Consider the following 19,901-nt stretch of genomic DNA (forward strand, 5'->3'; position numbering starts at 1 on the left):
ATGCCATATGACTTGAAAAATAAGTTGGTAATTGGAGTTGCATCGAGTGCATTGTTTGATTTAACAGCATCCGATAAGGTCTTTAAAACTAAAGGAGAAGAAGCATATCGGAAGTATCAAAGAAAAAATCAAGATAAAATCTTGGGTAAGGGGGTGGCATTTCAGTTTATAAAAGGGTTATTGTCATTAAATAAGGTGGTGGAGAGTGACCCCCTAGTTGAGGTTATCTTGCTGTCGCGCAATGATCCGGATACCGGGTTTCGAGTGTTTAGGAGCATTGCTCATTATGAGTTGCCTATTACACGAGCGGTTTTCTTGCAGGGACGATCTGCGTTCAATTATATACCTGCTTTTAATATCAGTCTTTTCCTGTCTGGAAATGAGGAGGATGTTCGGAAAGCGATAGAGCAGGGGTATCCTGCCGGGTTGGTTGTGAAGTCGGATGCTGACTATGGTAGCTTGGCAGATGAGGCGGAAATTCGGGTGGCATTTGACTTTGATGGCGTTTTAGCAAGCGATGAGGCCGAACGGGAGTATGCGGCAGGTGGTTTGGCTGGCTTCAGAAGTCATGAGAAGGCTAATGCGGAAAAAGCATTGGCTCCTGGTCTGCTGAAATCATTGCTAGAAGGCTTGGCTAGAATACAAAGTGTTGAAATGGCACGCACGGAAGTTGATGCTAGTTATGAACCTAGATTAAGAATATCTATAGTAACAGCTAGAGACGCTCCTGCGCATGAAAGAGTCGTGGTTACGATGAGGGAGTGGGGGGTGATGATTAATGACGCGTTTTTTTTGGGAGGAATTGATAAAGGAGTAGTGATGGATGTTTTGAAGCCTCATATATTCTTTGATGATCAGGTTTCACATTTGGCCTCAACTTCTAAGTTCACGCCATCAGTGCATGTTCCGTTCGGGGTGCGCAATGAAAAAATTAATTGACGCACTTTGTGATCTGATTAGATTTTGGTGTCGTAGTGAGAAGGTACGTTTTCTACTGGCAATTGTAGCTGTTGTTCTTGTGTGGATAAGTTTTTTTTGGAAGGGGAGTGAAGTTGTTACAGAGTATATCACTGGTGTAAGCTTAAATAAGTTGTCTGCATCTGATGCCGCAGCGTTGAGAGGATTAAGTGGTGACGCGTTTGGATCATTTGGAGCACTTTTTTCTGCTTTGTCATCAGTGCTTTTTGCTTTGAGTTTTTATTTTCAATTCAAAAAAGATAATAAGCAAAAGTTTGAGGGTAATTTTTTCCAACTTTTGGCTGGGCATAGAGAAATTGTTGCAGCTGCTGTATATTATAATGATGGTGGTGGTGAGTTGTTTAGTGATCCTCCGCATGCCAGAGGTAGGATTTTACCTAGAGTTTCTAGAAGGAATGACTTTGTCGAAGCAAAAGGGAAGGCTTGCTTTTATCATATTTTTGGGTTGATGAAAAAGGATTATAAAGCTTTGAAAGGGGCTCAGAAAGCTGTTTTGCCCAAGCATGGTGAGCTTAATGATACCCGTGGGATCGCAGCAGCGGCTGCGGAGAGAGTTACGAAGGAATATGGTAGTGAGCTGCATCACTACTTTAGGAATATGTATTACGTTGTTGACTACATAGATAATGCGGAAGGAATTTCTGATACAGAGAAGAGATTTTATGCTAGTCTTTTTCGTGCTCAGTTGTCTTCTTATGAAATTGCTTTGTTGTTTTACAATGGAATTACTGAAATTGGAGAGGAGAAGTTTAAGAGGCTTATAGAAAGGTATAGTCTTCTTAGAAACTTAGACCTTGACTTACTTTTTTCTGTAGAACATCGGTCATTTTATGTTGAGGCTGCTTACTGGAGTGAGGAGGAGGCCAGAAGCAAAGGGGTCATAAAGAACTGAATTTGCTTTACGTGGGGCGTAGCTAGCTAATCAAAAAGCCCATAAGCCTTCCTGGCTTGACTCCCCCCGCCATCTAGCCAACAATGGTCCCCGCGCTGCCATACAAACAGCGCCGGGACTGGTCTCCTGTATGTCTCCCCCGGCGGACACGCCGCGATTTCGCGGCTTTTTCGTGTCCGGTTGCTATTGCTTTGCCTAAATCTGGGCGGGCCGTGGCAGGGGTGCCTACGGGCGCGCCGGTCCGAGGGAGCGGTGAGACCAGCCTTGTCATGTGCCCGCCTTGCCGCGCTTGTCGGCCAGGCCCTCTCTTTCAAGGAGGTTGCAATGGCGAAGTCAGTCCGTCCGATGCCCAACATCGAATCCACTCCATCCCATTCCAAGGTTAAACCGGTCCGTCAGGTCATCGACTCCCCGCAACAGCCGGCGCTGCCGCGCTCGCGTTACCGCTTCATCGCGCTGGTCACCAAGGAAATCCGCCTGCCTTTTGTCCGCTATATCCCGGGACGCAACCATCCGCATTACTGGCAGCCGGAAGAGACCCAGGATTACGAGGAAGCCTGCTTCCTGGGCCGCCAATACGCCGCGCATCTGGCCCAATTGCTGAAAAACAACCAGCTGCACATCGGGCGCGGCTTGCTGCACCGCATTGCGCGCGACATCGATTACAGCGACGGCAGCCACCGCCGCGGCCTGCGGCTGGGCTTTTTCAATTATCTGGAAGTGCTGCTGGGTCTGGCCGGGCGGCGATTGAATCTGTACCGCCACGTGGAGGCGGTGCATCAACTGCACCGCAGCCTGAGCGTGCTGGCCTGGCTGGAGCGCAAGCGTAAGCGTTGAACCGGTTTGGGCGCGGCTTGGCCTGGGTCAAACCGCGCTTGGCGGCTCTAGGCTAATTTCATAGAATGCCCTGCCAGTTGACGCTGGTGGGGTTTTTTATTGAAAAAGAAAGAATAGGCATGAACAACATCGTTCAGAAGATTGGCTTGGGCTTACTGTTATGTGGCGCCGTCATGGGCGCGCGCGCGGAGGGTTTTCCCGCCGCCAGGCAATTTTGGATTGTCGAGGATCAGTTCCCGGTCAAGGGCAACTTGAGTTTGGATCATGTAGCGGAAGACGGCTCCTGGGTGGCTGGCAAGCTTAGTGGCGGCGCCTTTATCTTCAAGCAGATCAAGGGCCGCTTCGTGGTGATCAGCCAGCAAGGCGTCAAGCCTTATGGCGGAGAGAGCGCCGAGGCGGAATATCACTTCGTTCAGGATGGTGTCGGCCCGGTGGTGAATACCTATCACAACAACAAAGCCTGGGTCAGCTTCTCGGTGGGGAAGGATGGCGAAGCTTATCCGGTGCCTTATGTCGCGGCTGATTACGCTTGCGCGGCGGCGCTGCCGCAGGGTGATACCTGGTGCACCAATGCTCGCCAGGAGGAGGTGCCGAAGATGCCGGACCTTTTGACCACAGAAAAGCTTACCCCCAAGAAGTTTGGCCAACATTACTTCTTGGCTGTCAGGCATGGGAAGAGGTTAGAGGAGGCGGGTCTGTCCACCTTCTTTACCTGGACTCGGACTCAGGGCTGGCAGCCGCAGAGCCTGCAAGCGCTGTACGGAATTGGCGCTAGCGGGCCGGTCTTCTTTGATGGCAGCCAGGATGGCTCGATCATTGTTGGCCATGCCGATCACAACAAGCGGCCAATAAATGGTGGTTGGCTGTTTCAAAGTGTTCCCATTGTCTGGACCCAGAGCGGTGGCGTGAAAGTGTTGAACGGTATTGGCGCGGAACCGGAAGGCGGCGTATCCAGCATCAGCGCAGATGGCCGGGTGATGATAGGCAGTGGTAGCGAGTTGAAGATGAATGTGTTCGCACGCCGGTTGCAAAAAACAGGCGATCCTTACCCGGTGATCTGGAGCGATTCCGACACGGCGATCAAGTTCACCGACTATCTGCAACAACACGGAGTGGAGATTCCCAAAGGCGTGGAGTTGGAGGCTTTTCCATTCTTGATGAGCAAGTCCGGCGAGGTGTTTATGGGCAAGCTCACGAGCGGCAAGCATTTCGTGGTCAAGGTGCCGCGCGCCGGCTAGGGCTGGCTGCGTAGCGCATGAGTGAAGGCGAGAAAAGATGATGAGAAAGCTAGGCGTGTTGTGCTTTGGTCTGCTGGCGCTGGCCGGCGGTGTGGACGCGGGCACACCCTATCAGGCGTGGCTGGACAAACCACTGGAACAGATACGACAGCAGGCACAGAGCAACGATGCTGGCGCTCAGGCAGCGTTGGGCGCGATGTATAAGGATGGCGTTAAGGTTGCGAAGGATCAGCAGCAGGCCTTGCTATGGCTGCGCAAGGCGGCCGAGCAGGGCAATGCCAGCGCGCAGATCAACTTGGCCAATCTTTATGTCGCTGAAGGCAGGGAAGGGGCTTATGAGACGGCGGCCGAGCTGTACCGTCAAGCCTTCGCCACGCTGCTCAAAGCGGCGCAGCAAGGTGAGGCAGAGCGGCAGCATGATCTTGGCTCCATGTATCTGCATGGCGTTGGCGTGGAGCAGAGCGATGCCGAGGCCGCCAACTGGTTCCGCAAGGCGGCGCAGCAGGGGCTGCTGGACGCCGAGGTCAGCCTAGGCTGGATGTATCAGGGCGGGCGCGGCGTGGAGCAGGATTATGGCCAAGCGGCGGACTGGTATCGAAAGGGCGTGGCGCGCGGCTACGACCTGGCGCAAGTCAACCTGGGCTGGATGTACGCCAACGGTTTGGGCATGCAGGCGGATGCGGCCAAGGCGGTGGAGTTGTACCGCCTAGCGGCGGTGCAAGGGCTGGGCAACGCGCAGGTCAGCCTGGGCTGGATGTATTTGCTGGGCAAGGGTGTACGCGCGGATCCCGGTGAGGCTTACGCCTGGTTCGCGGTGGCCAAGGTAAACGGCAGCCCCACCGCGTCGCGCAGTCTGGAGCAGGTCGAGCCCAAGTTGAGCGGCGCCCGGCTGGCGGCGGCCAAGAAGCGGGCGCGGCAATACATTGCCCAGTATTCGAAGCAGGGCGGCTAGCCGGCGCGCGGCTGGGCGCTGCCATCGCCGTTATTTAAGAGTGGCTAACATTGTCAGTTTCATGGCTGAGGCGAGGCGCGCCGACGCAGGCAGTACTTGAGCACGGCAAGTCGGCGCAACGCAGCATCAGGGGTTTGTTAGCCGCTCTAAGCCGGCTGTGCGTCGCGCAAGGCGGGGTAGTCGGTATAGCCCTTCTCGCCGCCGCCGTAGAAGGTGTTCTTGTCGGCCTCGTTCAGCGGCGCATTGAGCTTGAGCCGTTCGACGAAGTCCGGGTTGGCCAGCACCATGGCGCCGTAGGATTCCAGGTCCGCCAGCCCAGCGGCGATGTCGGCGCCGATCTGCTCGCGCGGCCGGCCCGGGCGGTTGACGATCAGCGCGCTCTGCCAGCGTTGGCGCAGCTCGGCCAGCAAGGCGTCGTCGCCCAGGTGCATCAGGTGCAGGTAGGCCAGTCCCAGCTTGTTCAGTTCGCTCACCAGATAGCGGTATAGCGCCGGGCCTTGTTCGCCTTCGTCTATGCCCCAGATGCTCAGGCCGGGCGATAGACGGATGGCGGTTCTGTCCGGGCCGATTTCCTCGGCGATGGCGGTGGCCACTTCGATGGCGAAACGGGCGCGGTTTTCCAGGGAGCCGCCGTATTCGTCGTCGCGGGTGTTGGCGCTGGGCGCGAGGAATTGCTGGACCAGGTAGGCGTTGGCGCCATGAATCTCCACGCCGTCGGCGCCGGCTTCAATGGCGCGGCGGGCGGCGCGGCGGAAGTCCTGCACCGTCTGGCGCACTTGTTCGGCGCTCAGCGCGCGCGGGCTGGGAATCGGCTGCATTCCCGTGGCGGTGAACATGCCGGCGCCCGGGGCGATGGCGGAGGGCGCGACGCCCTGCTCATGGCGCGGGGTGTTGTCCGGGTGGCTCATGCGGCCGGCGTGCATCAGCTGGATGAAGATACGCCCGCCCTGGGCATGGACGGCGTCCGTGGTGTGTTTCCAGCCGGCGACATGGGCGTCGGTGTAGATGCCGGGCGTGGCGAGGTAGCCTTGGCCCGCGTCGGACGGCTGGGTGCCTTCGCTGATGATCAGGCCGAGGCCGGCGCGCTGGGCGTAATAGCGGGCGGCCAGCGGGCTCGGGCTGCCGTCCGCCTGGGCGCGGGAACGGGTCATCGGGGCCATGACCAGGCGGTTGCTCAGGGTGAGGCCGGCGAGGCGGGCGGGGTCGAATACGGTGTTCATTGCGCTTTCTCCTATTGGTGGGGTGCTCTCATCATCGCCGGCTTTATTTGTGAGATAAATAGGGTATTTTGGATAATACTGATCCATTTTTGGAGCAATGAGGTGGAATTGCTAAACGATATGGCTTTGTTCGTCGAGGTGGTCAAGGCCAAGGGCTTCCGCAATGCGGCGGAGGCGATCGGGGTGCCGAACTCCACGCTGTCGCGGCGGATTGCCGCGCTGGAGAAGTCGATAGGGCTGCGCTTGCTGCACCGCACCACTCGCCGGATAGAGCTGACCGAGGCCGGGCTGCTTTACTACGAGCGCTGCCGGCGCATCGTCGACGAGGCCCGGCTGGCGCACGAGCAATTGGGCGAGATGCTGGCCCAGCCCAGCGGGGTGTTGCGCGCCTCGCTGCCGGTGGATTTCGCCGTGACCTATCTGGCGCCGATGATCGCCGAGTTTGCACGACTCCATCCCGGCATCGATTTCGATTTGGACCTGACTCCCCGGCGCGTCGATCTGGTGAGCGAGCCTTTCGACGTGGCGGTGCGCATGGGGACGCCGGAGAGTTCGCAATTGATCGCGCGGACTTTGGGCGCGCTGACGCCCGGGCTGTACGCGTCGCCCGGCTATCTGGCCCGCGCGGGCGAGCCGGCAAGCCCGGCGGAGCTGGCGGGGCATCAGTGCCTGAGCGTGCTGAAGCCCGACGCCTGGACCTTCCACGGCGAAGGGCGGGAGCTCGCCGTTGCGGCGGGCGGGCGCTTCGCCTTGAACAGCATAGGCCTGGCCAAGCGGCTGGCGACGCTGGACATGGGCATTGTGCTGATGCCGGAGGAGATTGTCGCGGACGAGGTGGCCAGCGGCGGCCTGCGCCGGATCATGCCCGGCTGGCACGGCACGCCGGTGCCGGTGTACGCGCTGACGGAAACCCGTTTGCTGCCGGCCAAGACCCAGCGCTTCATCGAGTTTTTACAGCAGCGCCTGCGTTGACGCCATGGCCGTCCGCCGTGAAGCGGCCGCGAGCGCCGGGCCGCCAAACGCCGACGGCGGCGGTGATCACGATCAGCAGGATGTTGAGCCCGCCGCCTATCGCCTCGCGCAGGGTGGCGGCCTGAAAGTCCGCGCCCAGCTCGCCGCCCGCACCCTCAAGCAGCGCGGCTTGGGCCAGTTGATTGGCCATGTCCACCGCCGGCACCACCACGAAGCTGGCGTTGAGCAGGATCAGCAGCGTCAGGCCCAGCTTGAGCTGGAAGAAGCGGTTGCGCGGGCCGTAACGCCGGTAGCCCAGCAGCAGGCCGCTGATCAACATCAGCCACAGGCCGGGCACGGTCAGCGCCCAGGTGCCGATATGGATGTACTGCCGCGTCTGCGCCAGCAGGGCCGGGGCGGCCGGGCCGGTTTCGGACAGCACGATCCAGGCCAGAATGCTGCCCAGGAACAGGGCCAGCGCGATGAAGTGGATGAGTTTGAGGAAGCGGTTCATTTCTCTTCTCCAATGGGCGGGCTGAGCGTTTCCAGCACGCGCAGCAGTTGTTGCAGGGTTTGGCGGGCGGCGTCGAAGTCCGCGTCGGGCAGCTGTTGCGCCAGTTGCGCGGTCCACCGCGCCTGGCAAGCTTGGGTGCCGGCCACGGTGCGTTCGCCCTTGGCGCTCAGCCGGTACAGCGGGGAGCGGGCGTGTTGGGGGTTGGGCAGCACGTCGAAATAGCCTTCCTCCACCAGCTTGTGCAGCTGTTTTTGCGCGCCTTGGCGGCTGATGCCCATGCGGGCGGCGATTTGCGGTGCGGTTTGCGGGCCGTCGGCCAGGCCCACCGCGCCGAGCACCTGCCAGCGCGCGCTATTGATGCCCAGGTGGGCCACCAGCTGGTCGCCTCTTTCCAGCAGGGCGCCGTTCAGGCGGAAGATCAGCAGCATCAGCTCGGTGATGTCTTGAGGGCGATGGTTTTGTTGGGTGGACATGGGATTTCTCTATTTGACAACCGGTTGTCATTATTGACAACCAGTTGTCAGATTGCAAGCTCATTTTGGTCTGGGCATGAATACGGTTGCTTGGAGGCGGCGAGGCAGGGCGGGGGCTTCAGGCCGGGCGGGCGCGTTCATTGGGCGGCAATGGATGATGAATGCGTATGTACTTGTAAATACAGTCAAAAATGAAAATGTAATTTCTATGTTAGCATCGTCGGCTTCCTAAAAAGCTCAGTTCAAAGCCAATGAAAAAATGCTTGCCCTTCTTGATGTTGCTCAGCCTGCACGCCCATGCCGATGATGAGGCGCTGCGCCAGATGTTCAATTGCGACGGCAGTTTCTTTCGCTACATCGCCCAGCCCGGCAAGGCCGTTCCCGGCCTGCCGGTGACGGTGGAAAACGGCCGCGCCGCGTTGCGGATGCAGCCTGTCCGCGATCAGGCGCAGGAGATGGAGGAGGACGTCAGCGGCGCGTCCGAAGGCTTGACGTCGCTGCTGCGCCATTCCGCCATCGATCAGCCGGTGGCGTTGACGCCGCAGTGGGCCTTGCGCGATTACGTGGAAGAACACTTCCACAACACCAATGGTCCGATGGACGTCAACGGGGTGTTGGAGTCCTATAACTGGGGTTTCCGCTTGCTGGGGCAGCGGGATATGACGCTCCAGCAATTCGTCGCCCAGCGGCCGGATCTGACATTCAGCTGCGACAAGGAAAAGGGCGGCGTCTGTACGCTGTACCGCCAATGGGACAAGGGCGCGTGGAAAACCATCAAGCCCGAGCAGCAGTACGCGGACGTGCCGCGTTTGTTGTTGACGGCCTCCAAGTCCGACCCCCGGCATTTCTCGCTGGAGTGTTCCTTGCTGGTGGAGGGCGAGCGTCTGCCGTCGGGCTTGATCAAGGCCTTGCAGCCGGATTGGGCTTTGAATTTCTGAGAACCTGTTTACGATCTGCTGCGCGTCGTGAGACGCGGCACGGCGAGTACCGCTTCGAAATGCTCATACACCGTGTGTACATTCCGCTTTCTCAGCGGTTTTCGCCTTGGCTCGCCTTAGCTCGCGAGATCGTAAACACGTTCTGAGAGCCGCTTTACGCTGCGCGTCTGTCCGTATGCTGACGCGATGCCCATGATGAATCCAGCCCCCGCGCGGGGCTTTTTTCATATGAGCGCGGCTTGGCCGGCGACGCGGAGCGGCTGGCCAAAGTCTGTTTGGCGACATGAAAATGATAAATGGGAATTTAGTTTGAAATATGAATTACGTAGTAATAACTAAAGCCTTGCCCTGGCGCGGGAGCCCTTGCTATACCGGCATTGGGCGGGGCAAGCGAAGCGGGCTCCGTGTTGTTTCCAGTGTTGGATAACTCATTACGGGAGCATGATCATGTCTGAACAATTGCTGGGTGGTTGGTCCGGTTTTCAGCCGGTGGATGAAAAAGACCGCAAGGTTTTCCATCAGGCCACGGAAGGTTTGCTTGGCGTGAAATACGTGCCGCTGGCGGTGTCCACGCAAGTGGTGGCCGGAGAGAACTATATTTTCCTGGCCAGCGCGGAGGTGGTGTATCCCGGCGCGCAGCCGCATCTGGTGGCGGTGTACATCTACCAGCCGCTGGGCGGCAAGCCGCCGCATGTGACCCGCATCGAGAACGTGCGTCTGTAGGCCCTTAGCCAAGACGCTGTTGCGCAACAAGCCCGCCGCCCGGCGGGCTTTTGTTTTGGGCCGCCGCGGCTTGTTCCAGCAGCCATTGTTTGAAGACGCCCATTTCCGGGTCGCGCATGAGGTCCGGACGGTGTATCAGGTAATAAGCGAGGGCGCTGCGCAGCGGCGGCGCCGGCAGTTCCCGCAGCCGGCCGGCGGCCAGTTCGGCTTGCAGCAAGGAGCGCCGCGCCAGCGCGTAGCCGCGGCCGGCCAGCGCGGCCTCTATGGCGGCGTTGGAGTCCACGCAGACCACGCCTTGTTCGCAGTCCAGTTCCAGGCCGGCGGCGCGGCTCCACAGCCGCCAGTCGCCGCGGTGTTCGTCGTGCAGCAGCCGCTCGCCGCTGAGGGCGTCCAGCCGCGCCGGCAGCGCGGGCGCGCATACCGGCGTCAGTTCGTCGTCCAGCAGCTTGCAGGCGCTGAGGCCGGGGTAATCGCCCAGGCCGTGGCGCACGGCGAAGTGGATGTTTTCGGCGGCGAGGTCGACCACGCGGTTGCCGGTGCTGACGTGGACGTCGATCCGCGGGTGCTCGCGCATGAAGTCCTGCAGCCGGGGCAGCAGCCATTGCGCGCCAAACGAGGGGGTGCAGCTGAGCAGGATTACGCGGCGGGCGCCGGTCAGCCGCGCGGTGGCGTGGTCTATCAGGTCCAGCGCTTGCCGGCAGGCGGCCAGGTAGTCGCGGCCGGCGGCGTTGAGCGTCAGGCCGCGCGCGCGGCGCTCGAACAGCGGCTGGCCCAGGCAGTCTTCCAGCTTGCGCAGTTGCTGGGAGACCGCGCCGGGGGTGACGTGCAGTTCTTCGGCGGCCAGCTTGACGCTGAGCCGGCGCGCGGCGGCTTCGAAGAAGCGCAGGGTTTCCAGCGGCGGTTTGGGCATATGAGTTTAGATTTTCTAAATCGTCAGGCAGGAAAAATCGTTTGTTTGCGGCATCTATGCGGTTGATGATTTCAGTATCTGGTTTAGCAAAGTTAAATACAAGGCGAAGGGAGAGGCATCATGGGAATGGCGAGCTTGAGTCGTTTGCTGTTGTTGGCGGCCTTGTGGGGCGGCAGCTTTTTGTTCATGCGCATCGCCGCGCCGGCGCTGGGCGCCTTGCCGACGGCGTTTGGCCGGGTGGCGCTGGGGGCGGCGGGCCTGCTGGGGCTGATCGCCTTATTGCGGGTGGGGCTGTCCTTCAAGGGCAAGTTGGCCGCCACCTTGCTGCTGGGGGTGATCAATTCCGGCTTGCCCTTTCTGTTGTTCGCGCTGGCGGCCCGGGTGTTGCCGGCCGGCTATAGCGCGATCCTGAACGCCAGCACGCCGCTGATGGGGGTATTGATCGGCGCGGCGGCGTTTGGGGAGCGCATTAGCGCCAACAAGCTGGCCGGCGTGCTGATCGGCCTGGCCGGCGTGGCGGTGCTGACGCAGACGGGCCCGCTGGCGACGGGAACGGCGGCTTTGTGGGGCGTGGCGGCCTGCCTGGCGGCCACCGCCTGTTACGGCCTGGCCGGTTTTCTGACCAAGCGCTGGATTGCGGACCGCGGCGGGCTGGACAGCCGCGTGGTGGCCCTGGGCAGCCAGTTGGGCGCGGTCTTGCTGCTATTGCCCTTGATGGCCTGGCAGGCGAGCTCCCAGCCGCAGGGGTGGCCGGAGGCGGGGGCGGAGGTGTGGCTGGCGATGCTGGCCTTGGGCCTGCTGTGCACGTCGCTGGCCTATGTCTTGTATTTCCGACTGATCGCCGACGTCGGCCCGCTGAAGGCGCTGACGGTGACGTTTCTGATTCCGCCCTTCGGCATTTTCTGGAGCTGGCTGGCGCTGGGAGAGACGGCGACGCTGTCCCAGGCGCTGGGCGGCGCCTTGATCGCGCTGGCGCTGTGGCTGGTGCTGCGGCCGGAAGCGCCGGTGGCGCGCGCCGCCGCGCCGGACGAGGATTGGTCGATCTAGCGGCGGCGCGGCGCGGGCTTAATTGAGCAGCAGATAGCTGATCGGGCTTTCTCCGCAAGCCGCCAGCCCGCATTCCAGGAATACGGACAGGGCGTTGCCCAGCAGCAGGGCCATGGTCAGGGCGACGCCGGCCTTGGCCAGCCGGCCCAGCTGCGCAGGGGGCTGACGGTCGAAGCTGTGTTCGCGCTGGCACTGCATCAGCAGCAGGCCGCAGCCGATGAAGACGGCGAAAAAGGCGATGGCGGCCCAGGTGTAGAAATGCAGGCCCAGGATGGGCGGGCCGAAGCCGGCGTCGCCGGGGGCGATGTGCAGCAGCACTTGACGGCCGGCCACGGCGAAGCCGGCGGCGGCGGCCAGCAGCATCATGCCGTAATGGCCGGGCTTGTCGCCCAGCAGCACATTGGCGGCCAGCGCCACCGCGATGGCGCACAAGGCCACGCGTTGCAGCAGGCAGAGCGGGCAGGGCAGCTCATGCTGGGCGAACTGGAAGTAGAAGGCGACCAGCAGCATCAGGTTGATCAGCAGCAGGCCCAGTTGGTTCAACTTGTCGGTGAGGTTGTGCGTCATGTCGGGTTCCTCACAGCGAAATGGGCAGACTGCTGGTGGCGTGGAACTTGAACCAGTACAGCGTGAGCGCGAAGGCCAGGCCCCAGCAGGCGTAGGCCCATTGGCGCTTGCGCAGGATCAAGGCCAGCAATGAGGCGGCCAATAGCAGAAACAGCAGGGTATCCATCGGGAATTCCTTAATGTGGCGGGCCGGCGGAGCCGGCCTGGGTGGTGGTTGCCAATCAATATTAGCGCTTGCTTAATGTTGTGTGAATAGCTTGTTTGCAGGCGGCGGCGCGAAATTCTCCACTGAATCAGTACATTCGCCATTCGTATCGTATAAAACGGCGCGCAGGGAGGCGATGGGAAGCGGCGGCCTTTTGCCGCGCGTGGCGGCGCTTGGCAGGCTTTTTGCATTAAAGCAGTTGTTAGCATCGCCTCAAGGCCGCCGCCATGTCCGCTTCCCATCCCGCGCCGCTTTACGCGGTGAAAGTTCGCCGCGATTACAACAGTTGGGTGGCGCGCGAGTCGCTGGAAGACTATGCCTTGCGCTATACCCCGCAGAGCTTCCGGCGCTGGTCGCCGTGGCGGGTGGCGCACACCGCGCTGGGCGGCGCCGCCGCTTTTCTGGTGTTGGAGGCGGTGGGCGCGGCGATGCTGACGGCGGGCGGCTTCGTCAATGCGGCCTGGGCCATTCTGGCGGTGGGGCTGGTGATTCTGCTGGCCGGCCTGCCTATCAGCGTCTACGCCGCCCGCTACGGCGTGGACATGGATCTGCTGACCCGCGGCGCCGGCTTCGGCTATCTGGGTTCCGCCGTCACCTCTTTGCTGTACGCGGCCTTCACCTTTATTTTCTTCGCGCTGGAAGCGGCCATCATGGCCTATGCGCTGGAGTTGGGCTTTGGCCTGCCGCCGGCCTGGGGCTATGTGCTGTGCACCGTGGCGGTGCTGCCGCTGGTGGCCCACGGCGTCACCGCTATCAGCCGGCTGCAAGTCTGGACCCAGCCGCTGTGGCTGGGCTTGTTGTTGCTGCCCTATGGTTTCGTGCTGGCGCGCCAGCCGGAGGCCTTGAGCGGCTTTTGGCACTACGTCGGGGCGGAAGGCGGTGCGGGCGGCTTCGATCTGCGTCGTTTTGGTGCGGCTTTCGGCATCGGCATCGCCTTGATCGCGCAGATGGGGGAGCAGGCGGACTATCTGCGCTTCATGCCGCCGCCCGCCGCCGGCCAGCGCCGCCGCTGGTGGCTGGCCTGCCTGGCCGGCGGCCCCGGCTGGGTGTTGCCCGGCATGCTGAAGATGTTGGGCGGCGCGCTGCTGGCCTGGCTGGTTCTGGACCATGGTCAGGCCGGCGGGCCGGCGCCGGATCCGGCGCGCCTGTATTGGTTCGGCTACGCCCGGATCTGGGGCGACGGCCGGCTGGCGCTGGCGGCGACGGTGCTGTTCGTGCTGCTGTCGCAGCTGAAGATCAATGTCACCAATGCCTACGCCGGTTCGCTGGCCTGGTCCAATTTCTTCGCGCGGCTGACCCATAGCCATCCGGGGCGGGTGGTGTGGGTGGCTTTCAATCTCTTGATCGCGCTCTTGCTGATGGAGCTGGAGATTTTCCAGGCGCTGGCGCACGTGCTGGCGCTGTTCGCCAATCTGGCCATCGCCTGGATGGTGACCGTGGCGGCGGATTTGGCCATCAACAAGCCGCTGGGGCTGAGCCCGCCGGGCATTGAGTTCCGCCGCGGCTATCTTTACGACGTCAACCCGGTGGGGCTGGGTTCGCTGGTCCTGGCCTCGGCGGTTTCGGTGTCGGCGCACCTGGGGGCGCTGGGCGAGCAGATGCAGCCGCTGGCCCCCTTCCTGTCTTTGCTGACCGCCTTGCTGGCCACGCCGGCGCTGGCCTGGCTCAGCGGCGGCCGTTATTACCTGGCGCGACAGCCGGCGTCGCCGCCGGCTCCGCCGCAGCGCTGCGTATTGTGCCGCCGCCTGTACGAGCCGCCGGACATGGTCAGTTGCCCGGCGTATCGCGGCTGGATCTGCTCCCTGTGCTGCACGCTGGACGCGCGCTGCGACGACCGCTGCAAGCCCAAGGCGCGGCTGGACAAGCAGTGGCGCGCCTGGCTGAGCCGGCTGCTGCCGCGCGCCTGCCGGCCCTATCTGCAACGCGGCCTGGCCGATTATCTGCTGCTGATGACGCCCTTGCTGGCGGGGATGGGCCTGCTTATGGCCGGCTTGTCCTTTTGGGCGCGGAGTCGCCCGGCCCTGGAGGGGCTGGCGGCGCGGCTGCCGCAATTGGGCGCGGGCCTGCTGCTGGGTTGCAGCGTGCTGGCCTGGTGGCTGGTCTTGTTGCGGCAGAGCCGGCAGGTGGCGCGGCAAGAGTCCAAGCGGCAGACCCAGCGCTTATTGCGCGAGATCGCTTCCCACCGCCGCACCGACGCCTTGCTGCAAAAGGCGCGCCGCGACGCGGAGCAGGCCAATCAGGCCAAGAGCCGCTACGTGAGCACGCTCAGCCATGAACTGCGCACGCCGCTGAACAGCATGCTGGGCTATGCGCAGATCCTGGACGGGGACCCGGAGATTCCGCCGTCGAAACGGCCGGCGCTGGCGGTGATCCGCCGCAGCGGGGATCACCTGCTGTCGGTGATCGAGGGCACGCTGGATCTGGCGCGGATAGAAAGCGGCCGGCTCAGCCTGGAGCCGCGGCCGCTGGACTTCGCCGCGCTGATCGGCCAGTTGACGGCGATGTTCCAGCTGCAGGCGCGGGACAAGGGTCTTGGCTTCCGCTTTCTGCCGCAAGGCGAGTGGCCGGCGCTGGTGCGCGCCGACGAACGGCGGCTGCGGCAGATTCTGATCAATTTGCTGGGCAACGCGGTCAAGTTCACCACACATGGCGAGGTCAGCCTGGGCCTGCGTTATCAGGGCGAGGTGGCGTGTTTCGACATTGCCGACACCGGGCCCGGCATCGCGCCGGAGGAGGCCGAGCGCGTGTTCGAGCCGTTTGAGCGTGGCGGCGGGGCCGCCGGCCAGAGCGGCAGCGGGCTGGGCCTGACCATTGCGGGCATGCTGACCTCGCTGATGGGCGGGGAGCTGAGGCTGGACAGCCGGCCGGGCGGGGGCTGCGTGTTTACGCTGCGCCTGTTCCTGCCGCGGTTGGGCGCCGCGCCGGCGGCGCCCTTGTCGGCGCGCGTCGGCTACCAGGGCCGGAGGCGGCGGGTGTTGTTGGTGGACAACCATGAGCAGGACCGGGAGATGTTGGCCAGCGCCTTGCGGCCTTTGGGTTTCGAGGTGGAGCAGGCGGCCGGCGGCCAGGCTTGCCTGGACTGGCTGGAGCAGGCGCGGACGTTGCCGGATCTGGTGTGCATGGATCTGGCGATGCCGGGCCTGGACGGCTGGGAAACTCTGCGGCGCATCCGGCGCCGGCACGGCGACGCGCCTGCGCTGGCGGTGATCTCCGCCAACGCCTTCGAGCGGGGACAGGACAACGACGCGGGCATCCGCGCCGAGGATTTCTTCGTCAAGCCCATCCGCGTCGAGCAACTGCTGGACTGGATAGGCCGACGCTTGCAGCTGGAGTGGCTGAGCGGCGCGGAGCCGGCGCTGCGCTGGCCGCCGGAGGAGGCGCTGGAAGAGTTGCGGCAGGCTTTGCAGCGCGGCTATCTGCGCGGCGCGCGCGCCGCCCTGCTGCGCTTGGAGGTGGGCGCGCTGGGGGCGGACCCGGCTTACGGGCCGTTTCTGGCGCGGGCGCGGAGCCTGCTGGACGGCTGCCGGCTGGACGAATTGCTGCGATGGCTGCCGGGAGCGCCGGCGTGAGCGCGCCGCGGCCGGAGCGGGCGACGGCGCTGATCGTGGACGATCAGCCGGAAAACCTGGACTTGCTGCACGATGCGCTGGACCTGGCCGGCTACCGGGTCTTACTGGCCACGGACGGCGCGGCGGCCTTGGGCCGCGCCGCCGAGTGCCGGCCGGACATCATTCTGCTGGACGCGTTGATGCCGGGCATGGACGGTTTCGAGACGGCGCGGCGCTTGAAGGCGGGGGCGGAAACGCAGGCGATTCCCATCGTGTTCATGACCGGGCTCAGCGACAGCGAGCACGTGCTGGCGGCGTTTGCCGCCGGTGGCGCGGATTACGTGATCAAGCCGCTGCGGCCGGCGGAGGTGCTGGCGCGGCTGGCCGCCCATATCGGCAGCGCGCGCCAGTTGTGCCGGGCGCGGCAGGCGCTGGAGGCGTCGGGCCAGGCCTTGCTGGCGGCGGACCCGGCCAGCGGCCGGCCGCTGTGGCTGACCGAGCGCGCGCGCGGCCTGCTGCAAGCCCACGGCTGGTCCGAGGCGGCGCTGGCGGCGCGTTGGCGGCCCTGGCTGGCCCAGGCCGCGGCGGGGGCCAGCCTGACCTTGGCGGAAGGCGACGGCGCGGCCTTGCTGGCGCGGCGGCTGGCCGGGGACGAGTGCCTGCTGGCCTTGAGCGAGGCGGGAGACGGCGCGGCGCCGCGGCGCCTGATGCGGGCGCTGGGGCTGACTCCGCGCCAGGCCGAGGTGCTGCATTGGCTGAGCCTGGGCAAGACCAACCGCGATATCGGCGACATCCTCGGCATGAGTCCGCGCACCGTCAACAAGCATCTGGAGCATGTGTTCGCCCGCCTGGGGGTGGAGACCCGCACCTCGGCCGCGGCGCTGGCCTTGCGCAGCGCCGGCGGCGGGTGACGGGGCATACGTCATGTAACGTATTCCGGCCGGGCGGGCCGGGGCTTAGTCTGATCCTGCAGTGCAACAATTCCTCGCCGGGCCGGCCGAACGGCCTCCCGGCGCTTCAGGATCGCCCCAGGAGCTTCCCATGTTGATTCGCCCTCATGTCTTGTCTTCCCTTGCGCTGAGTCTGGCGCTGAGCGGCTTCGGCGCCGCGCCGGCTCTCGCCGCCGACACTATCAAGGTGGGGGTGCTGCACTCCCTGTCCGGCACCATGGCCATTTCCGAAACCTCGCTCAAGAATATGGCGCTGTTCGCCATCGACCAGATCAACGCCGAAGGCGGGGTCTTGGGCAAGAAGCTGGAGCCGGTGGTGGTGGACCCGGCGTCCAACTGGCCGCTGTTCGCGGAGAAGGCGCGCCAATTGCTGAGCCGCGACAAGGTGGCGGCGACCTTCGGCTGTTGGACTTCGGTGTCGCGCAAATCGGTGTTGCCGGTGTTCGAGGAGCTGAACGGCCTGCTGTTCTACCCGGTGCAGTACGAGGGCGAGGAAATGTCGCCCAATGTGTTCTACACCGGCGCCGCGCCCAATCAGCAGGCGATCCCGGCGGTGGAATACCTGATGAGCAAGGAGGGCGGCGGCGCGCGGCGCTTCTTCCTGCTGGGCACGGATTACGTCTATCCGCGCACCACCAACAAGATTCTGCGCGCCTTTCTCAAAACCAAGGGGGTCAAGGACGCGGACATCCAGGAGGCCTACACCCCCTTCGGCCATAACGATTACCAGACCATCGTCGCCAACATCAAGAAGTTCGCCGCCGGCGGCAAGACCGCGGTGGTGTCCACCATCAACGGCGACTCCAATGTGCCGTTCTACAAGGAGCTGGGCAATCAGGGCCTGAAGGCGGCCGAGGTGCCGGTGATGGCGTTCTCGGTGGGCGAGGAGGAGCTGAAGGGCATCGACGCCAAACCGCTGGCCGGCCATCTGGCGGCCTGGAATTACTTCATGAGCGTGAGAAATCCGGTCAACGCCAAGTGGGTGGCGGACTACCGCGCCTGGGCGCGCAAGAAGGGCGTCGCCGGGGCGGACAAGCTGGTGACCAACGATCCGATGGAGGCGACCTATGTCGGGGTCCGGCTGTGGGCGCAGGCTGTGCGCAAGGCCGGCGGCACTGATACAGCCGCGGTGAGCAAGGCCCTGGCCGGGCTGCGGATGGACGCGCCGTCCGGCTTCACGCTGGAAATGGACGCCCGCAACCATCATTTGCGCAAGCCGGTGATGATTGGCGAGATTCAGCCCAACGGGCAGTTCTCGGTGGTGTGGAAGAGCCGGAGCGTGGTGCGCGCCCAGCCGTGGAGCCCGTACCTGCCCGGCAACGACAAGCGGCCGGACACCCCGGTGAAAAGCAAGTGAGCCGGAAAGGAGCCCGCCATGTCCTGGAGTAAAGCCCTGCCTTGGGCGCTGGCGCTGTGGTGCGCCGCGGCCGGCGCCGGCCCCTTGGCCGAGCTGGCCGGCGCCGATCCGGCCGAACGCGCCGGCTTGATTGAAAGCTGGGCGCCGCGCCCGGACGCCGAGCGCCGCGCGGCGGTGGCCGCCTTGGAGCAGGGCCGGCTATTGCAGTCCGCCGACGGTATGCGCGTGCTGTGGCAGCGGCCGGACGGCGCGCTTGGCGACGCGGTGTCCGGCCAGCCGGCGGCGGGCGACGCCGCCAGCCTGGAACCGCTGCCGTTGAACAACCGGCTGCGCGGCGCCCTGGCGGTGTTTCACGCGGTCGACGAACTGGCCGCGGCGGACCCCGGGCGGCGACTGGCCGCGGTCCGCGCGCTGGGCGACAGCGGGAACCCGGCGCTGCTGCCCTTGCTGAGGGAACGCTTGGCGAGGGAGGGCGACGCCGAGCTGCGGCGCGCGCTGGAACGGGCCGGCGCCCGCCTCTCGCTGAGCAGTCCGGACCCGGCGCAGCGGCGTGCCGCCGCCATGGCGCTGGCGGACAGCGGCGATCCGGCGGCCTTGGCCCTGCTGGCGCCCTTGACCGACGCCGCCGCGGAAAACGATGCCGAAGTGCGCGCCGCCGCGATGAGGGCGCAAGCGGCCATCCGCGCCAGCGTGCGGATAGACAATCTGCTGGGCGCGGCCTTCGCCGGCCTCAGCCTGGGTTCGGTGCTGCTGCTGGCGGCCTTGGGCCTGGCCGTCACTTACGGCCTGCTGGGCGTGATCAATATGGCGCATGGCGAAATGCTGATGCTGGGGGCCTATGTCGCCTACGCGGCGCAAAGTCTGTTCCACAGCCGCTGGCCGGCCGCCGCCGACGCCTATCTGGCGCTGGCCCTGCCGGCGGCCTTCCTGCTGACCGCCGCCGTGGGCATGGCGCTGGAGAGGCTGGTGATCCGCCACCTCTACGGCCGCCCGCTGGAAACGCTGCTGGCCACCTGGGGCATCAGCCTGGTGTTGATGCAGCTGGTGCGGACCTTGTTCGGCGCGCAGAACGTGGCGGTGGCCAACCCCGGCTGGCTGAACGGTGGCTGGGCCTTGAGCCCGGCGCTGACGCTGCCCTACAACCGCATCGCCGTCATTCTGTTCTCCGCGCTGACGCTGGGCCTGGTCTGGCTGGCGCTGAACCACAGCCGGCTGGGCCTGTTCGTGCGCGCGGTGACTCAGAACCGGCGCATGGCGGACAGCCTGGGCGTGGCCACCGGGCGGGTGGATATGTTGGCCTTCGGCCTGGGCAGCGGCATCGCCGGCCTGGGCGGAGTGGCGCTGAGCCAGATCGGCAATGTCGGCCCGGACCTGGGCCAGGGCTATATCGTCGACAGCTTCATGGTGGTGGTGCTGGGCGGCGTGGGTCAGCTGGCCGGCGCGGCATGGGGCGCGCTGGGCCTGGGCGTGGCCAACAAGCTGTTGGAGCCGGCGCTGGGCGCGGTGCTGGGCAAGATTCTGATCCTGGCCGGCATCATTCTGTTCATCCAAAAACGTCCGCAAGGCCTGTTCGCCCTCAAGGGCCGGGCCGTGGATTAGGA

The 19,901-nt window shown here is 63.9% G+C and carries 19 protein-coding genes; 13 read left to right on the forward strand and 6 right to left on the reverse strand.

Translation table 11 applies throughout. The features are described 5' to 3' along the window. The 5 genes from QUG03_RS06725 (at position 1) to QUG03_RS06745 (ending at position 4,897) form a co-directional block, all read left to right on the forward strand. The gene (locus QUG03_RS06725) at positions 1 to 939 is read left to right on the forward strand and encodes a 5'-nucleotidase (protein ID WP_259045627.1); all 939 of its coding nucleotides are present in this window, start codon (positions 1 to 3) and stop codon (positions 937 to 939) included. After that, entirely contained in the window at positions 923 to 1,870 is a 948-nt protein-coding gene (locus QUG03_RS06730; protein WP_500819689.1) for a putative phage abortive infection protein, read from the forward strand. Before QUG03_RS06725 ends, QUG03_RS06730 begins: the two co-directional genes overlap by 17 nt. A 324-nt stretch (positions 1,871 to 2,194) precedes the next feature. Continuing rightward, positions 2,195 to 2,707 carry a hypothetical protein gene (locus tag QUG03_RS06735; RefSeq protein ID WP_205466033.1) on the forward strand — a complete coding sequence of 171 codons (513 nt, stop codon included), beginning with the start codon at positions 2,195 to 2,197 and terminating at the stop codon, positions 2,705 to 2,707. A gap of 119 nt (positions 2,708 to 2,826) precedes the next feature. Then, entirely contained in the window at positions 2,827 to 3,945 is a 1,119-nt protein-coding gene (locus tag QUG03_RS06740; protein WP_500819690.1) for a hypothetical protein, read from the forward strand. A gap of 37 nt (positions 3,946 to 3,982) precedes the next feature. Next, a complete protein-coding gene (locus QUG03_RS06745) occupies positions 3,983 to 4,897 on the forward strand; it encodes a tetratricopeptide repeat protein (protein WP_500819691.1) in 915 nt (304 codons plus the stop codon). A gap of 146 nt (positions 4,898 to 5,043) precedes the next feature. On the opposite strand, the gene QUG03_RS06750 is transcribed toward QUG03_RS06745, so the two are convergent. Continuing rightward, positions 5,044 to 6,117: an alkene reductase gene (locus QUG03_RS06750; RefSeq protein WP_500819692.1), complete on the reverse strand. Its 1,074-nt coding sequence runs from the start codon at positions 6,115 to 6,117 to the stop codon at positions 5,044 to 5,046. A 102-nt stretch (positions 6,118 to 6,219) separates the two neighbouring features. Here QUG03_RS06750 and QUG03_RS06755 point away from each other — a divergent pair, with 102 nt between their 5' ends. Further along, the gene (locus QUG03_RS06755; RefSeq protein WP_227108079.1) at positions 6,220 to 7,089 is read left to right on the forward strand and encodes a LysR family transcriptional regulator; all 870 of its coding nucleotides are present in this window, start codon (positions 6,220 to 6,222) and stop codon (positions 7,087 to 7,089) included. On the opposite strand, the gene QUG03_RS06760 is transcribed toward QUG03_RS06755, so the two are convergent. Together QUG03_RS06760 and QUG03_RS06765 are read right to left on the reverse strand one after the other, a co-directional pair. Further along, complete coding sequence (locus QUG03_RS06760; protein WP_486637084.1) at positions 7,058 to 7,582, reverse strand: hypothetical protein; 525 nt, start codon at positions 7,580 to 7,582, stop codon at positions 7,058 to 7,060. The two genes, QUG03_RS06755 and QUG03_RS06760, sit on opposite strands and share 32 nt — an antisense overlap. After that, positions 7,579 to 8,055: a MarR family winged helix-turn-helix transcriptional regulator gene (locus QUG03_RS06765; protein WP_500819693.1), complete on the reverse strand. Its 477-nt coding sequence runs from the start codon at positions 8,053 to 8,055 to the stop codon at positions 7,579 to 7,581. The genes QUG03_RS06760 and QUG03_RS06765 overlap by 4 nt, the downstream gene beginning before the upstream one ends. A gap of 263 nt (positions 8,056 to 8,318) precedes the next feature. Between QUG03_RS06765 and QUG03_RS06770 the strand changes: the two genes are divergently transcribed. Both QUG03_RS06770 and QUG03_RS06775 read left to right on the forward strand, forming a co-directional pair. Further along, positions 8,319 to 8,993 carry a hypothetical protein gene (locus tag QUG03_RS06770; RefSeq protein ID WP_500819694.1) on the forward strand — a complete coding sequence of 225 codons (675 nt, stop codon included), beginning with the start codon at positions 8,319 to 8,321 and terminating at the stop codon, positions 8,991 to 8,993. A 447-nt stretch (positions 8,994 to 9,440) separates the two neighbouring features. Then, entirely contained in the window at positions 9,441 to 9,716 is a 276-nt protein-coding gene (locus tag QUG03_RS06775) for a hypothetical protein (RefSeq protein WP_107801776.1), read from the forward strand. 4 nt (positions 9,717 to 9,720) lie between these two features. Here QUG03_RS06775 and QUG03_RS06780 read toward each other — a convergent pair whose 3' ends face one another. Beyond that, positions 9,721 to 10,626: a LysR substrate-binding domain-containing protein gene (locus QUG03_RS06780; protein WP_500819695.1), complete on the reverse strand. Its 906-nt coding sequence runs from the start codon at positions 10,624 to 10,626 to the stop codon at positions 9,721 to 9,723. 126 nt (positions 10,627 to 10,752) lie between these two features. On the opposite strand from QUG03_RS06780, the gene QUG03_RS06785 reads away from it, so the two are divergent. Further along, positions 10,753 to 11,673: a DMT family transporter gene (locus tag QUG03_RS06785; protein ID WP_500819696.1), complete on the forward strand. Its 921-nt coding sequence runs from the start codon at positions 10,753 to 10,755 to the stop codon at positions 11,671 to 11,673. Positions 11,674 to 11,691: 18 nt separating this feature from the next. Here QUG03_RS06785 and QUG03_RS06790 read toward each other — a convergent pair whose 3' ends face one another. Then, entirely contained in the window at positions 11,692 to 12,240 is a 549-nt protein-coding gene (locus tag QUG03_RS06790; RefSeq protein ID WP_107799321.1) for a disulfide bond formation protein B, read from the reverse strand. A gap of 10 nt (positions 12,241 to 12,250) precedes the next feature. Beyond that, complete coding sequence (locus QUG03_RS06795; RefSeq protein WP_158274275.1) at positions 12,251 to 12,406, reverse strand: DUF5993 family protein; 156 nt, start codon at positions 12,404 to 12,406, stop codon at positions 12,251 to 12,253. 266 nt (positions 12,407 to 12,672) lie between these two features. Between QUG03_RS06795 and QUG03_RS06800 the strand changes: the two genes are divergently transcribed. The 4 genes from QUG03_RS06800 to urtB all read left to right on the forward strand — a co-directional run bounded on the left by QUG03_RS06800 (position 12,673) and on the right by urtB (position 19,899). Then, positions 12,673 to 16,014 carry an ATP-binding protein gene (locus tag QUG03_RS06800; protein ID WP_500819697.1) on the forward strand — a complete coding sequence of 1,114 codons (3,342 nt, stop codon included), beginning with the start codon at positions 12,673 to 12,675 and terminating at the stop codon, positions 16,012 to 16,014. Further along, positions 15,990 to 16,904 carry a response regulator gene (locus QUG03_RS06805; RefSeq protein ID WP_500819698.1) on the forward strand — a complete coding sequence of 305 codons (915 nt, stop codon included), beginning with the start codon at positions 15,990 to 15,992 and terminating at the stop codon, positions 16,902 to 16,904. The genes QUG03_RS06800 and QUG03_RS06805 overlap by 25 nt, the downstream gene beginning before the upstream one ends. Positions 16,905 to 17,034: 130 nt before the next feature. Further along, positions 17,035 to 18,300 carry an urea ABC transporter substrate-binding protein gene (gene urtA / locus QUG03_RS06810; protein ID WP_500819699.1) on the forward strand — a complete coding sequence of 422 codons (1,266 nt, stop codon included), beginning with the start codon at positions 17,035 to 17,037 and terminating at the stop codon, positions 18,298 to 18,300. An 18-nt stretch (positions 18,301 to 18,318) separates the two neighbouring features. After that, complete coding sequence (gene urtB / locus QUG03_RS06815) at positions 18,319 to 19,899, forward strand: urea ABC transporter permease subunit UrtB (RefSeq protein WP_500819700.1); 1,581 nt, start codon at positions 18,319 to 18,321, stop codon at positions 19,897 to 19,899. Positions 19,900 to 19,901: the final 2 nt, after the last annotated feature.

This window comes from Chromobacterium sp. CCUG 30098, from assembly GCF_059916605.1.

Coding starts and splice junctions, on each gene's coding strand:
- QUG03_RS06725 (WP_259045627.1), top strand. CDS start 1: ATGCCATATGACTTGAAAAATAAGTTGGTAATTGGAGTTGCATCGAGT.
- QUG03_RS06730 (WP_500819689.1), top strand. CDS start 923: ATGAAAAAATTAATTGACGCACTTTGTGATCTGATTAGATTTTGGTGT.
- QUG03_RS06735 (WP_205466033.1), top strand. CDS start 2,195: ATGGCGAAGTCAGTCCGTCCGATGCCCAACATCGAATCCACTCCATCC.
- QUG03_RS06740 (WP_500819690.1), top strand. CDS start 2,827: ATGAACAACATCGTTCAGAAGATTGGCTTGGGCTTACTGTTATGTGGC.
- QUG03_RS06745 (WP_500819691.1), top strand. CDS start 3,983: ATGATGAGAAAGCTAGGCGTGTTGTGCTTTGGTCTGCTGGCGCTGGCC.
- QUG03_RS06750 (WP_500819692.1), bottom strand. CDS start 6,117: ATGAACACCGTATTCGACCCCGCCCGCCTCGCCGGCCTCACCCTGAGC.
- QUG03_RS06760 (WP_486637084.1), bottom strand. CDS start 7,582: ATGAACCGCTTCCTCAAACTCATCCACTTCATCGCGCTGGCCCTGTTC.
- QUG03_RS06765 (WP_500819693.1), bottom strand. CDS start 8,055: ATGTCCACCCAACAAAACCATCGCCCTCAAGACATCACCGAGCTGATG.
- QUG03_RS06775 (WP_107801776.1), top strand. CDS start 9,441: ATGTCTGAACAATTGCTGGGTGGTTGGTCCGGTTTTCAGCCGGTGGAT.
- QUG03_RS06780 (WP_500819695.1), bottom strand. CDS start 10,626: ATGCCCAAACCGCCGCTGGAAACCCTGCGCTTCTTCGAAGCCGCCGCG.
- QUG03_RS06785 (WP_500819696.1), top strand. CDS start 10,753: ATGGCGAGCTTGAGTCGTTTGCTGTTGTTGGCGGCCTTGTGGGGCGGC.
- QUG03_RS06790 (WP_107799321.1), bottom strand. CDS start 12,240: ATGACGCACAACCTCACCGACAAGTTGAACCAACTGGGCCTGCTGCTG.
- QUG03_RS06795 (WP_158274275.1), bottom strand. CDS start 12,406: ATGGATACCCTGCTGTTTCTGCTATTGGCCGCCTCATTGCTGGCCTTG.
- QUG03_RS06800 (WP_500819697.1), top strand. CDS start 12,673: ATGTCCGCTTCCCATCCCGCGCCGCTTTACGCGGTGAAAGTTCGCCGC.
- QUG03_RS06805 (WP_500819698.1), top strand. CDS start 15,990: ATGGCTGCCGGGAGCGCCGGCGTGAGCGCGCCGCGGCCGGAGCGGGCG.
- urtA (WP_500819699.1), top strand. CDS start 17,035: ATGTTGATTCGCCCTCATGTCTTGTCTTCCCTTGCGCTGAGTCTGGCG.
- urtB (WP_500819700.1), top strand. CDS start 18,319: ATGTCCTGGAGTAAAGCCCTGCCTTGGGCGCTGGCGCTGTGGTGCGCC.